At 42.4% G+C, this 14,360-nt stretch carries 13 protein-coding genes and 1 other annotated feature; of the genes, 3 read left to right on the forward strand and 10 right to left on the reverse strand.

The window, feature by feature from the left end; genetic code table 11:
- Window positions 1-375: 375 nt before the first annotated feature.
- The 6 genes from K2225_RS05310 to K2225_RS05335 form a co-directional block, all read right to left on the reverse strand.
- Complete coding sequence (locus K2225_RS05310) at window positions 376-1,596, reverse strand: putative glycoside hydrolase (RefSeq protein WP_220583796.1); 1,221 nt, start codon at window positions 1,594-1,596, stop codon at window positions 376-378.
- 169 nt (window positions 1,597-1,765) lie between these two features.
- Window positions 1,766-2,704 carry an ABC transporter ATP-binding protein gene (locus K2225_RS05315; RefSeq protein WP_220583797.1) on the reverse strand — a complete coding sequence of 313 codons (939 nt, stop codon included), beginning with the start codon at window positions 2,702-2,704 and terminating at the stop codon, window positions 1,766-1,768.
- A complete protein-coding gene (locus K2225_RS05320) occupies window positions 2,701-3,759 on the reverse strand; it encodes an ABC transporter ATP-binding protein (protein WP_220583798.1) in 1,059 nt (352 codons plus the stop codon). Before K2225_RS05320 ends, K2225_RS05315 begins: the two co-directional genes overlap by 4 nt.
- A 16-nt stretch (window positions 3,760-3,775) precedes the next feature.
- Window positions 3,776-4,906, reverse strand: coding sequence for an oligopeptide ABC transporter permease (gene opp3C, locus K2225_RS05325; protein ID WP_220583799.1), 1,131 nt, complete (start codon window positions 4,904-4,906; stop codon window positions 3,776-3,778).
- A 6-nt stretch (window positions 4,907-4,912) separates the two neighbouring features.
- Window positions 4,913-5,839, reverse strand: a complete 927-nt coding sequence (gene opp3b / locus K2225_RS05330; RefSeq protein WP_089653936.1) for an oligopeptide ABC transporter permease — start codon at window positions 5,837-5,839, stop codon at window positions 4,913-4,915.
- Between the two features lie 179 nt (window positions 5,840-6,018).
- Window positions 6,019-7,722, reverse strand: a complete 1,704-nt coding sequence (locus K2225_RS05335) for a peptide ABC transporter substrate-binding protein (RefSeq protein WP_220583800.1) — start codon at window positions 7,720-7,722, stop codon at window positions 6,019-6,021.
- Window positions 7,723-8,129: 407 nt separating this feature from the next.
- On the opposite strand from K2225_RS05335, the gene K2225_RS05340 reads away from it, so the two are divergent.
- Both K2225_RS05340 and trpS read left to right on the forward strand, forming a co-directional pair.
- Complete coding sequence (locus K2225_RS05340) at window positions 8,130-8,501, forward strand: DUF3899 domain-containing protein (RefSeq protein ID WP_220583801.1); 372 nt, start codon at window positions 8,130-8,132, stop codon at window positions 8,499-8,501.
- Window positions 8,502-8,554: 53 nt separating this feature from the next.
- Window positions 8,555-8,751, forward strand: a binding site (T-box leader).
- A gap of 58 nt (window positions 8,752-8,809) precedes the next feature.
- Complete coding sequence (gene trpS, locus K2225_RS05345; RefSeq protein WP_220583802.1) at window positions 8,810-9,811, forward strand: tryptophan--tRNA ligase; 1,002 nt, start codon at window positions 8,810-8,812, stop codon at window positions 9,809-9,811.
- 25 nt (window positions 9,812-9,836) lie between these two features.
- Here the strand turns inward: trpS and K2225_RS05350 are convergent, their stop codons facing one another.
- Window positions 9,837-10,598 (reverse strand): YjbA family protein, encoded by a 762-nt coding sequence (locus K2225_RS05350; RefSeq protein ID WP_220583803.1) that lies wholly within the window; start codon window positions 10,596-10,598, stop codon window positions 9,837-9,839.
- 90 nt (window positions 10,599-10,688) lie between these two features.
- Window positions 10,689-10,889, reverse strand: coding sequence for a YuzI family membrane protein (locus tag K2225_RS05355; RefSeq protein ID WP_146814123.1), 201 nt, complete (start codon window positions 10,887-10,889; stop codon window positions 10,689-10,691).
- 179 nt (window positions 10,890-11,068) lie between these two features.
- Here K2225_RS05355 and K2225_RS05360 point away from each other — a divergent pair, with 179 nt between their 5' ends.
- Entirely contained in the window at window positions 11,069-12,064 is a 996-nt protein-coding gene (locus tag K2225_RS05360) for an LCP family protein (protein WP_255574224.1), read from the forward strand.
- 39 nt (window positions 12,065-12,103) lie between these two features.
- Here the strand turns inward: K2225_RS05360 and fabF are convergent, their stop codons facing one another.
- Both fabF and K2225_RS05370 read right to left on the reverse strand, forming a co-directional pair.
- Window positions 12,104-13,345 (reverse strand): beta-ketoacyl-ACP synthase II, encoded by a 1,242-nt coding sequence (fabF, locus tag K2225_RS05365; protein WP_220583804.1) that lies wholly within the window; start codon window positions 13,343-13,345, stop codon window positions 12,104-12,106.
- A gap of 18 nt (window positions 13,346-13,363) precedes the next feature.
- On the reverse strand, window positions 13,364-14,302 hold the full coding sequence (locus K2225_RS05370; RefSeq protein ID WP_220583805.1) for a beta-ketoacyl-ACP synthase III: 939 nt from the start codon (window positions 14,300-14,302) through the stop codon (window positions 13,364-13,366).
- Between the last annotated feature and the right edge of the window lie 58 nt (window positions 14,303-14,360).

Genomic DNA, 14,360 nt, shown 5'->3' on the forward strand with positions numbered 1-14,360 from the left:
TTCAAGAACTGTCGAAGTGCAGAATATTGCGTCCTTCCCATTGAAATGCTGATACAGAGCCCTTTATGACTACTGGACAAAGAGGTTGGGATACGCTCCTTCTAAGTATAGGTGGTTCGTTTCTCACACTTATTAATGGGGTGGTTGGGAAGCTGCGAGACTCCCGTGAGAGAAAGGAGATAGGCGAGATCCCGCAGGACGTAATCCGAGGAAGCTTGCCACTCCCCCACAGGAAAGCGAGTTGCTTCCCAAACACCCCTAACGCTCAACGAAGCAACGAATACCGCAATTATCTCGTAGCTTAGTCTTCCACAACCCTTCCTTACCTTCAATAAAGGAAAAGGTGTGGAATCTTTTTGATTCCACACCTTTTTACTAATCTAAGGGTGTATAGTCTACGTTTTTGGTGTAGTTGTTTCCAGCATTCCACAAAAGGAATTCATTAATTCCGTTTTCGTTTAAAGCACGAATTTGAGCTTCAACTTCTGCTTTTCCATATTGCTTCGTGGGTCCGGAGTAAAGCCAAGGGGCTTCAAAATCCTGCAGCCATGGCCGGGAGGTCGGTGAATTCTCTAACGCTGCCAATACCTCGTTTTCTACTTTAGCGTATTCACTAATAAGACGGTAAGGTTCTGTATCCGGTTTAGAAATCCCAAAATACGGTCCCCAGTGACTTGGGTAAATCATAGAAGAGATGACATCAACATTCGATGAAATCTTAGAGAAGTTCTGTCCGATATTAGGTGCTTCAGTAATGGTCGCAGCATAACCAAAGATATCAACAGATACATCAACCCCATAATACTCCAACTCTTTACTGGCATATTCTACGAAGTCCGTAACAGCCTGTACACGTTTTTGGACGTTGTCCATGTCCATATCCCCATATTTCCCTTGGCCGTATTCCAATACATCATCACGGCTCCCAAAGCCTTCCGGGAAGCGGACATAATCGTATTGAATTTCCTCAAATCCCATTTCTGCTGCTATTTTAGCAAGTTCTACATTATATTCCCATACTTCTTCCATAAATGGATTAACGAATGATTCACCTTTTCCATTTTTCCAAACTTCTCCGTTTTGTGTGAAAGATAAGTCCGGACGTTTTTCCGCTAGTAAACTGTCCTTAAATACAACGACACGAGCAATTGGATAGATTCCCTTTTCTTCTAGTTCCTCTAACATCGCACGAGGATCATCAATAAACCCTTCGGCAACGTCCGCATAAGGAGAGCCTTCTTCAGGTTCAAACGTGATATTCCCCTTATCCTCCTTTATATCAATGACCATGGCGTTTAGTTCAGTATCCTCAACGAGTTTGGTTAGCTCTGCCATCTTCGCTCCACCGGCAGAAGGTCCCGTTACAAAAATACCTCTGACGGCATCAGGGTATTCAAAGTTCAGTCCAGAGTTATAAGTAAACCTTGCCGCTGGACTAGGAACGGCCAATTCTTTCAAACCCAATTGTTTCTTCGTAAGCATGGCGACCTCTTTCGTTCCTTCTCCATCTTCCGCCTTCACGTTATGTAATGATCCCATCATCCCAAAAAGGAGAATCCCCGTGAATATTATCATCCAAAGTTGTCTTTTCCCCATGTGCATCCTTCTCCTATCCTAAATTCTTCTAATCTCATTATAAAAGAGGAATTCAATTTATAACAGAGCTGCCTGACAGTTTTTCATAATTTTTCCCTACAACACGACCATTTTCCTAAATAAAAAATAAAAAAAGACCCTGTCATCTCGACAGAGCCTTTTTCATAGATTATTCTCCAGTACCGTGCTCGCGTTGGTACTGCTCGAATTCTTTTGTGGTACAAAGTACAAAGTGACCAGGACGCACTTCCCGGAACTCTGGCTCTTCACTTGTATCATGTTTCGTAGGATCATAAGTGAAACGCTCACGAGAACGTTCGTAGTCCGGATCAGGTAACGGAATGGCAGATAGTAGAGACTGTGTATAAGGATGAATGGGGTGCTTGTACAATTCATCCGCATCAGCAAGCTCAACCATTTTACCAAAGTACATAACGCCGATTCGATCACTGATATATTTGACCATCGACAAATCATGGGCGATGAACAAATAAGTTAGACCTTTTTCTTCTTGAAGCTTTTTCAAAAGGTTCACCACTTGTGCTTGTATGGAAACGTCAAGCGCAGAAATCGGCTCGTCAGCGATAATGAAGCTTGGGTCTACAGCAAGGGCACGTGCGATACCGATACGTTGACGCTGACCGCCACTGAATTCGTGCGGATAACGGTTGGCGTGCTCTTTATTCAACCCGACCGTTTCCAACAGCTCGTGGACTTTCGCTTTACGAGCTTTCGCATCTTTCGCTAGCCCATGGATGTCCATTCCTTCAGCGATAATATCTTCAACCTTCATACGAGGGTTCAACGATGCATAAGGATCCTGGAAAATCATTTGCATTTCACGGTTAAACTTTTTCAAGTCTTCACGAGACTTTTTCCCGTGTACGTTTTCCCCGTCAAATATGACTTCTCCATCAGTTGCATCGTACAAACGGATGATGGTTCGTCCGGTTGTGGACTTACCACAACCCGATTCACCAACTAGACCGAATGTTTCACCTTTGTAGATGTTGAAATTCAAACCGTCCACGGCTTTTACTACACTCTGGCGGCCTGTTTTAAAATGTTGTTTTAGATTTTTAATTTCGACTAGTTTTTCTTGACTCATACTCGTTCACCTTCCGAACTGCTGGATGAATTCGCCATACCTTCCATACGCTTTTTCACCGCTTCTGGTGGTTCAATCTTTGGTGCATGCTCATGTAACAACCATGTAGCTGCGTAATGCGTATCGCTCACCTTAAACATTGGTGGTTCTTGTTCAAAGTCGATCTTCATTGCGTATTTATTACGAGCAGCAAAAGCGTCTCCTTTTGGTGGGTCCAGCAAATCTGGCGGTGTACCAGGAATGGCAAATAGCTCTTCATCTGCACTATCAAGAGAAGGCATAGACCCTAATAATCCCCATGTGTACGGATGTTGAGGATTATAGAAAATATCATCTACTGTACCAACTTCGACAATTTTCCCAGCATACATAACCGCCACTCGATCAGCAACGTTCGCCACTACTCCAAGGTCGTGAGTGATGAAAATGGTCGCTGAATCTGTTTTCTTTTGAATGTCCTTCATCAGTTCTAAGATTTGAGCTTGGATCGTTACATCCAAGGCGGTTGTAGGCTCATCGGCAATCAACAGTTTTGGATTACACGCAAGCGCAATGGCAACAACCACACGCTGCCTCATTCCACCTGAGAACTGGTGGGGATATTGTTTCATACGGTTTTCCGCATCAGGAATCCCCACAAGTTCCAATAGTTCCTCAACACGCTTCCGTGCTTGAGGCTTACTCATTTTTTGGTGCTTGATCAGACCTTCCATGATCTGATTTCCGACTTTCATCGTCGGGTTCAGAGATGTCATAGGATCCTGGAAAATCATTGATATCTCTTTACCGCGAATCTTTTGCATCTGTTTTTCCGACATTTTTGCAAGGTCACGGCCCTCAAAAAGGATTTCCCCTTCTTTGATCCGACCTGGCGGCTTTGGAATTAACTGCATGAGAGCTTTGGTTGTAACGGATTTACCGGAACCAGACTCTCCTACAATTGCTAATGTTTCACCTTTTTTTACATCAAAGTTAACACCACGTACTGCTTTGACTTCACCACCGTAGGTGTCAAAGGATACGTGCAAGTTTTTAACATCTAGAAGTTTTTCCATTTTGTACACCTACCTCCTATTCGCGCATCTTCGGATCGAATGCATCACGAAGACCATCAGCTAAGACGTTAAAGGCAATCATGATTAAAGAGATTATAATTGCCGGGAATAATAGAATATGCGGATAAATCTGCAATGAATCGAAACCTGCATCGATGAGTGTACCTAAAGAGGCCATCGGAGTTGGTAGACCTAGACCGATAAAGCTTAGGAAAGCTTCAAAGAAAATCGCTGAAGGAATCGAGAACATCGTGTTAATAATAATTAATCCTAATGTGTTCGGAATTAAATGTCTTTGCAATATACGTCCATCTTTCGCACCTAATGTTCTGGATGCAAGAACGAACTCTTGGTTTTTCAATTTCAATATTTGACCTCGGACAATACGTGCCATGGATATCCATCCCGAAATGGCAAGGGCTATAGTAATAGACATAATCCCTGGTTCTAAAATTAGAATCATTAAAATGATAAGAACCAAGTTCGGAATACCGACTAGAATTTCAATAAAACGTTGCATGTAGTTATCCACACGACCGCCGTAATACGCTGAAATTCCACCATAAGCAACTCCAATAACCATATCTATAGCTGCAGCAAGCAGGGCAATGTAAAGAGAGACACGTGTTCCCATCCATGTACGGGACCACTGGTCACGGCCCAATCCGTCAGTACCGAACCAGAAGTTCTCATCCATGTCTTTCGCACCATACACATCATAAGTGGCTCTAACTTCTGCTTGCTCACCATTGGAGCCATCGTTCAATACTTCTGTAGTGATAAACTCTTCCTGGTTATTAAAACGCATCAAGGCTTTCGTTTGGGCGTCTTCTAATGTGTCAGCAGACTGAACATCAGAAAGTGTACCATCCATACCTAGCCAACCAAGGCCTTCTACCTTAGGTGGCATTTTCGCACGAGAAAGGTCTTGTTCATATTGGCCATAATCATTCATATATGGACCAAAAGCAGCCATTAAGCCTAAAACAATTAAAACAGCCAGTCCAATCATCGCTCCTGCGTTTTTGCGGAGACGGATAAAGGAATCCTGCCAGAAGGAAAGGCTCGGGCGTGTTATTTTCTCATTTTCTGATTCTGTCGTTTCTACGGGCACAAATAAGTCTTTCGAGGGTTTGTGGTTATCCATAGTCGATTACTCTCCTTCCGCCAGACGAATTCTAGGGTCAATGACTCCATAAAGCAAATCGATGACCAGGATGATGAAGATGAATAGGAAAGCGATTAAGAGCGTTGTACCCATAATGATTGGGAAATCATTCATGTTGATCGCCTTAACGAACTGCTCACCAATTCCAGGCACAGCAAAGATGTTTTCAATAACAAGCGTACCTGTCATCAATCCTACAGCTAGCGGTCCTAACACTGTAATCAATGGAATTAAAGCGTTTCTTAAACCGTGCTTAAATACAACACCGACTTTGTTCACACCTTTGGCACGGGCGGTCACGATATAATCAGATCCCATTACCTCAAGCATTTCTGTTCTCATAAAACGGGCAGCAATTGCAATTGGGAAGATGGCCAACGAAATGGTTGGTAATATAGTGTATTCCCAGCCTTCCCACAGGGCAACTGGCAGCCAGCCGAACTTAACACCAATATAAAACTGTAATAAACCTGCAAATACAAATGATGGTATGGACTGTCCTAATACAGCAAGGAATGTAGATGTATAGTCCATGATTCCATTATGGTAAATGGCAGATACAAGTCCTAATAACATACCAATGATCGTTCCAATAATCATCGCTTGGAAACCTAGCTGAACCGAAGGACCAATTCTCTCCATAATAATGGTAGTGACCTCTCGATTGTCGAACTGGAAGGAGATACCCAAATCACCTTGAGCCAAGTTAACCATATAGTTGAAATACTGAACAGGAACAGGGTCATTCAATCCATACTTTTCTAAAACTACCGCTTGCTGTTCATCTGACAATTTATCTGCAGCACTTAGGGGAGTACCTGGTAAAAACTTCATCAGGAAGAACGTTAAGGTAGCAATTAAAAACATCGTTATAACCATATATATAAGTCGCTGGATTATATAACGAGTCATATCAACACCTCCAAATGTGTAAACCTACAAACTTATCATGTTGTCATAATTGACAGAAATTTGTCTATAATCTGAATAATTTGTTGGCAGGGAAAAAGAGAGCATACGCCAACACGTTGGACATATACTCTCTCCCCCTGTAAAGCAAGCCTATATGTGGTTGGAAATTCTTATTTCAATTATTTACCTTCGATATAAGCATACTTGTAAGTGTAGTCAGGTCCCATAGGCTGAGTGATTACACCTTTAACATAAGGCTTCCAAAGTTGAGCAACCGCACGCTGGTAAAGCGGTGCAAGAACTGCGTCGTCTTGGATTAGAATCTTTTCAGCTTCTAGGAATGTTTCGAAGCGTTCAACTGGCTCTTGAGCAAGCTCAGTGTTCGCTTTTTCAATTAGACCATCGTACTCTTCAGAAGAGTATCCAGTCTTATTGTTTCCACCATCGGTTACAAACATATTCAAGAATGTGTTTGGATCGATGTAGTCAGGACCCCAACCGGAGTTCTGGATATCATATTCCATGTTTTCATCACGCTGAAGACGCTCTTTGAAAGGTACGGACTGAACATTGACAGTTAGACCTTCTAGTTGCTCAAGTTGGTCTTTGATGTAAGCATCCATGTTCATAGCTACTTCACTATCGCCACCAAGGTAGCCAAGTTCAACTGTGTCCATGCCAAGCTCTTCTTTAGCCGTAGCCCAAAGCTCTTTAGCTTGTTCAACATTTGTTTCGATTAGATCACCGTTAAGCTCACGGAAATCTTCTTCTGTTTCAGGGTGCTTCGTGAAGTTCTGTGGTACGTGACCTACAGAAGGAATAGATCCATTGTTCAAGATAACATCAACCATAGATTGACGGTCGATGACCATTTGGATCGCTTTACGAGCATTAACGTTACCCAATACTTCATTCTCTTGGTTCATCTTCAAGTAGAACAATACAGGCTCTTCTTCAACTTTGAACTCATCAGAAGTACGGTATTGGTCTACGAATTCTGCAGAAAGACCAGTACGGTCAATTTCACCAGTGTCATAAAGGTTTACAGCAGTAGATGTTTCTTTAACAACTTTAACGTTAATTGTTTCAAGTTGTACATTTTCTGCATCCCAGTAATCCTGGTTCTTTTCAAGCGTCCAGCCTTCACCGTGGTTCCACTCAGTTAGAACGAATGGACCGTTGGAAAGTAGCGTGTCCGCTTCAAGAGCATATTGATCACCATGCTCTTCAACGAAAGCTTGATTCAACGGTAGGAAAGTACCGAAAGTAGTCAAAGATTCGAAGTAAGGAACTGGCTTTTCAAGTTCTACAACTAGTGTGTAGTCGCCATCAGCAGTAACACCCAGCTCTTCGACAGGAACATCACCGTCTACGACAGCTTGTGCGTTCTTGATCACGCCACCCATCATGTAAGGGCCGTACTCAGAACCTGTATCAGGATTTACAGCACGTTGCCAAGCATAAACGAAATCATTCGCTGTAACAGGATCGCCGTTTGACCAAACAGCGTCTTCACGAAGGTTGAACGTCCATGTAAGACCGTCTTCACTTACTTCGTGGTCCTTAGCAATTCCTGGTTCCGGTTGAGCGTTCTCACCAAGACGATAAAGACCGTCTGTCGTAGAACCTAACCATTGGAATGCTACAGCGTCAGTTGCTAGAGATGCATCCATTGTTGGGATCTCTGCACTGTCTGTAATGTTAAGTACTTGTTCACCTGAAGCTTCTCCCTCTTCACCGGAAGTGTCTTCAGTTTCTGTTGTTTCCTCGGAGTCAGCATCGTCTGTGGAATTTGACGTATCGTCTGATCCACCAGAACAAGCTGCGAGGAACATGCTAAGTACTAGTGCAAGTACTAGCAATAACCAATTTGTCTTTTTCATGATAGAAAATGACCTCCCCTAAAAATTTTCTAAAAATTTGTTGTGGCGTTTTGTCCACATATCGAATTATACAAGTTTTCTAACTATTTTGCATTACCTTTTTTTTTGAAAATCGTCAGGATTCCCACCATTATTACGTTTCAGTAACACAAAATGAGACTATTTACCTAGTTTATTTTACAATATTCTAGATCAAAACTTATTATTTATAAGTTCAAATGCATAAAAAAAGATATGGGATTTTTACACAATGTTATTTATTACGGTTATCCGTTAAAGCGTTTGAATACACCATTCATTATTTTACCAAAGCTGAATTTTCAGTTTATTTAATGTGTTAACAATTCCTTCATACTTGATAAACATGCTATAATATAGTTCGAGTTTGTATGAAAGGTGGAAATGATGTGAACATCATTAAAAATAATTGGTTGATGTTCGGTTTGAATATGGCGATCGTTACGATCCTGTTTGTCGCCCTCGCCCCCGCTCACGATTTATTCCATTATATTAACCAACTCTTCTACATCGCATACTTCTATATATTCATTGGTATTATAATGTGGGTCGTAAGAGGTGGATTCTTTGATGGAATCACTTATGGATTCAGACGTTTTACTAACCGAATGTCTAAACAAAGAGATTACTTGGATGATTGGGAAGAGAAACCCCTCCCCTCTCAAACTGTCCACAAATCTCTACCCAAGTTTTTCTTGTTTCACGGGACATTGTTAGGCATAAGTTTGCTCGCTTTACTTTTCCTTTACTATTCAGCATAAGTACTTGCATCATGGAGATGAATCCGATATAATACTGACTTACTAATATAGTGCGAAAAGCAATGAAGAAGGATAAGTACGTAAGGTGGATCCTCTACAGAGAGGCTGTGGTCGGTGAAAACAGCTGAGGACACTATACGGAATTGGGCCTTCGGAGCTTCCAATGACGTAAATCGGCGTTAACGATTCAAGACGACTTCTACTTATATAGAAGTAAACAGGGTGGCACCGCGGATCATTCGTCCCTTCCAATATGGAAGAGATGAATGATCTTTTTTTGTTCAAAAATAAACGATGAGGTGATGATGATGACAAAAACGATTTTTTCAGGCATTCAACCAAGTGGTACGCTAACACTTGGAAATTACATTGGAGCTATGAAACACTTTACAAAATTGCAGGATGACAACCATTGCTATTTTTGTATCGTTGATGAACACGCGATTACTGTTCCGCAAGAGCGCCTTAAATTGAGAGAAAACATCCGTTCGCTGGCAGCCTTATACTTAGCTTCAGGGATTGACCCGGAGAAAGCGACCCTTTTCATTCAATCGGAAGTTCCCGCCCACACCCAGCTGGGATGGATGTTACAATGCGTCAGCTACATTGGGGAATTGGAGCGAATGACGCAGTTCAAGGACAAATCTGCAGGTGGAAAGGAAGGCGTATCTTCCGGCCTTCTTACCTACCCTCCATTGATGGCGGCAGATATTCTCCTTTACAAAACCGATATCGTGCCTGTCGGGGACGATCAAAAACAGCACTTGGAACTTACGAGAAACTTAGCTCAACGATTCAATAATAAATTCAATGATATTTTCACCGTTCCTGAAGTAAGTATTCCAAAAGAAGGTGCGCGCATCATGTCCCTTCAGGAGCCTACGAAAAAAATGAGCAAGTCTGATGAAAATCAAAAATCATTCATTTCCATGCTGGATGATGAAAAGAAAATCATGAAGAAAATCAAAAGTGCCGTTACAGATTCAGATGGCATCGTGAAGTATGATAAAGAAAACAAGCCTGGTGTATCTAACCTGTTAACGATTGAATCCGCCTGTAGTGGCGCAAGTATCGAAGAGTTAGAGCAAAAGTATGAAGGGAAAGGCTATGGCGATTTCAAAGTGGGGGTCGCAGAGACGGTCATTTCCGTTTTAAAACCGATCCAAGAACGCTACGAGACATTGATTCAATCAGAAGAGTTGGATGACATCCTAGATGCAGGGGCTGAAAAAGCATCCTTTGAAGCGAACAAAATGATTCGTAAAGCAAAGAAAGCTATGGGCCTTGGCCGCGTGAAGAAGAAGAAATAATAAAAAGCCAGAATTGAGATTCCCCTCAATTCTGGCTTTTCATATGTTGAGAGACCCCTTCGTTCTCTCCTTGCCATATGGTTTCAAAGAAAGGCTGACCTTTGACCATCTTTTTGCATAGTTCTTCGTGGGCTATTGACCATCCATTACATGTTCCTTCATATAAACGATCCCACGCTTCATCGTTCGAGAATTGTTTAATAGTTGGGTATTGTGCTGGGTTCCATTCGGTCAACCAGTAGCGGATCTCTTCTGGATGGTCGGATTGTTTCAATTGATCAAGCGCCATCATTAAGAGCTGTTTTAACTGTCTTTCTCTCCGCGTCAATCCAGACATTTTCGTTGGGTCTAATGATAAGATATGGTGTTCTTTTAAAACTCTTTCTTCTATTAAATAGTGCTCGGGTTCTTTGCCTTGGACCATTTCAAACACGAGTCGCTCCTGTCTAGGAATTAAGCGGCTTTTCTTAACAGGAAGCGTATAGCCAATCGTATCAAAAACCATAACATCCTTGCCATTCGTTACAACGGCCGCATATTCAACTGTGTGACGTTCTTGATTTTTCTTCATATACGTTTTGCGGTGGACATCCTGGAGCAACGAAGCTGGTAGGTCTTGCAAATCATTTTCAATAAAATTAAATAATTCATCACTGATTAAAATCAAAGGTATTTGATCGATCAGTTCAATTCCATCCTCTTTGCGCCATTCATGAAAACGACAGACGTTATACCCATTCTCTTCACCTTCAAACCAGTTCACCCACAGATCATGCATGTATAACATTTCGGACCCTCACTTTCACTCGGTGATCTCTTTTGGTTACATTATGACCAATGCTGGCTTTTTTATTCTTTGAAACCATATTTTAGAAAATTAATCTTCCATCATAATTAAGGCTGTCGTAATGAATATCAATCCAATAGGAAAAAGATAGCACTCCACCCGTGTACGAATCAGGATAAAGAATTCAATCCAACTCAATCCGGCAGGAACGAGGTTCAAATACGTGATTGTTACCGTTCCTCCTGCGACAGCAAAACCAAACCCTGTCAATAACAGCATCCAATACCACATAACTCCATCCCCTCCGGCTCGTCCTCCTATTGCTATCTTATGAGAGGAAGTGCTTTGTCATGCGGTGAATTCCCTTTAAATCCTAGTCTTTACTTCATTGGCAATAACAGGTACATTTAATTACAGATGAACTCTTTAAACAAGCTTTTTTGTGGGACTAGTTTGAAAGGATGATGACGTTGTCACAGTCGAGATCCTTGCGGAAACGCAGTAAAAGAAGGCGAAAACGCAAGTTATTTATTGGTATGTATGCTCTTATTTTTTTACTGATCATCAGTTATTCTGGGTATGAATACTTAGCAGGTAAACATCAAGCGATGAGTCAACAGGCCTCTGCTGCCGAGAGTATAGACCAGGTAGAAACGGTCGAAAGTGTGTATAAAGAAGACTTCAACGGAAAAGACAACGGGGACGGGAAGATAACTGTCCTGTTATTGGGAGTGGATCAGCGAGGGGCAGAGATTGCAAGAACGGACACGATCATGATTGCTGAATATGAGCCCGCTTCTAAAGAAGCAAAGATTGCTTCTTTAATGAGGGACCTTTATGTTGATATCCCGGGGCACGGATACAATAAACTGAATGCTGCATTCGCTTTAGGGGGCCCGGAACTCCTACGTGAGACCATTGAGGTCAATTTAGGTATTGAAGCCGAATACTATTCGATCGTGGACTTTCAAGGGTTTACACAAATTGTGGACACTTTATCACCGGACGGAATGAAAGTGGATGTAGAAAAGAACATGCAGTACCGCTCTGGGGATGGAACGACGGACATCCAATTACAAGAAGGATCACAAACCCTTAATGGAGAAGAACTTCTTGGTTATGTGAGATATCGAAGTGATGCTCGAGGGGATTTTGCGAGAGTAGAGAGACAACAGAAGGTCATTCAATTGATGAAAAAGGAACTTCTTTCTTTCCAGGGAGTCCTGAAAGCACCACGGTTGATTGGAAACATACAGCCTTACATTGATACAAATCTCGAAGGAAGTAAAATGGTTCAGATTGGGAAGGACCTTTTGCTGAACCCTGTGGAATCCATGGACATGATCAGCATCCCTACCACAGATAATGTATGGGATGAACGGAAGACTTATCCGATCGGCCTTGTGCTTAACCATGATGAGGAAGCGACAAAACAAACACTTCAGCATTTTTTTGAAAAGGAATAAAAGAAAACCCGATGTCTGAATAGCAGACATCGGTTTTTTTTATTCTTCGTATTTTTGGAAGATCAGACTAGCATTATGACCGCCAAAGCCGAGCGAGTTACTCATTACGGTGTTGACGTCTTGTTTACGCGCCTCGTTCGGAACATAATCAAGGTCACACTCCGGATCTGGAGTTTCGTAATTGATCGTCGGTGGCAATATTCCATCGTTGATTGCTTTTAAGGAAATAACCGCTTCAACCGCACCGGCAGCACCCAAAAGGTGACCAGTCATAGATTTCGTTGAAGAAATAGCAAATTTATTCGCATGTTCTTGGAATACTGTCTTGGCCGCATGTGTTTCAAATTTATCATTCAGTTCTGTGGACGTTCCGTGAGCGTTCAAGTAATCAATATCTTCCGGCTTCAAACCAGCATCATCGATGGCTTGTCTCATGGCACGCGCCGCACCGTCTCCTTCAGGTGCTGGAGAAGTGATGTGATAAGCATCTCCTGTTGAACCATAGCCTTTCAGCTCACCATAGATTTTCGCTCCACGTTTTTTCGCAGACTCCAACGTTTCCATAATAAGAATGCCTGCACCTTCACCCATGACGAAACCATCACGGTTTTTATCAAAAGGACGACTGGCTGTTTGCGGATCTTCATTTAGAGATAACGCACGTGCTGCAGCGAATCCAGCGAATGACATTTTATTCATCGGAGCTTCCGTACCACCGGCAATCATTATATCGGCATCGCCGCGTTGAATCACTTTAAAGGCATCTCCAATTGAATTTGCACCTGAGGAACAGGCGGTTACTGTACAGGAATTAATCCCTTTAGCTCCAAGTGCAATGGATACTTGACCAGCAGCCATGTCCGGAATCATCATAGGAATGAAAAACGGACTGACACGGCGGTAACCTTTCTTCTGGAACGTTTCAAATTGGGATTCATACGTACCCATACCACCAATTCCAGAACCAATCCATACGCCTGTTCGATGAGCCACATCGTCTGTGATCTCGAGCTTTGCGTCTTCCACGGCCATATGAGCAGCAACCATCGCATATTGAACAAACGGGTCCATGCGACGTGCATCCTTACGATCAACATAATCAGAAGGATCGAAGTCTTTCAGTTCTGCTGCCACATGGACAGGATAATCTTCCTTATTAACTTTCGTGATTTCACCGACTCCGGAGACACCATTTTTTATATTGTTCCACATTTCTTCTACTGAATTACCGACAGGAGTTACAGCTCCCATTCCGGTAATGACTACACGATGTTTATCCATCATTCCATACCTCCTTGGTTACTTCCCCCATCGAAGGGCAACGGCTCCCCATGTGAGTCCGCCACCGAATCCGACAAGAACGACTAGATCATTATCTTTTATCTTACCTGCCTTCACGTCCTCTGACAAAGCGATTGGAATAGACGCTGAAGAAGTATTTCCATAACGCTTCACCTGCGTAGACATTTTTTCTTCAGGGATTCCTAAGCGTTGTCTGGCTGCTTCCATTATCCTTATATTCGCCTGGTGTGGCACTAAATAATCAACATCCTGTTCACTCAAGCCAATTTTCTTAACCACATTGACTGAGGATTCAGGCATTTGTCTCACAGCGAACTTGAATACTTCACGACCATTCATGGATAGGGTATCTTCAGGTGTTTGATACAAATGAGGTCCACCTGCTCCATCCGCGCCAAGTTCAAAGGAAAGAATTCCTTTATCCTCACTTACTGGGCCAATGACAGCAGCTCCTGCTCCATCACCAAAAAGGACGCACGTATTACGGTCGGTCCAATCTGTAATCTTTGAAAGTTTCTCAACCCCCACGACAAGAACATTCTTATATGCATTCGTTTCAATAAACTGTTTAGCTGTGATGACACCATACATGAATCCAGCACAGGCAGCACTCAAATCCATAGCCGCAACTTTATTGGCACCAAGCCTATGTTGAAGCATGGTGGCAACAGATGGGAATGGTGTATCCGGGGTAACAGTAGCAACGAGGATCATATCAAGATCTTCTGCTTTCATATCCGCATCTTTCAAAGCTTCTTCTGCTGCGCGAAAAGCTAGATCAGAAGTATCCATATCGTCTGCAGCGATGCGGCGTTCTTCAATCCCTGTCCGCGTACGAATCCACTCATCACTCGTATCCACCATTTTCTCCAAGTCTTTGTTCGTCAGCACTTTTTCCGGCGCATAGTGTCCAATGCCCAAGAATCCTGCATTCATATATTCATCCCCTTAAAGGTAATATCTAATATCAATTCTTATGACTTGGTACTAATTT

The sequence above is a fragment of the Halobacillus sp. Nhm2S1 genome (assembly GCF_019599545.1).
In the GTDB taxonomy this organism is placed as follows: Bacteria; Bacillota; Bacilli; order Bacillales; family Halobacillaceae; genus Halobacillus.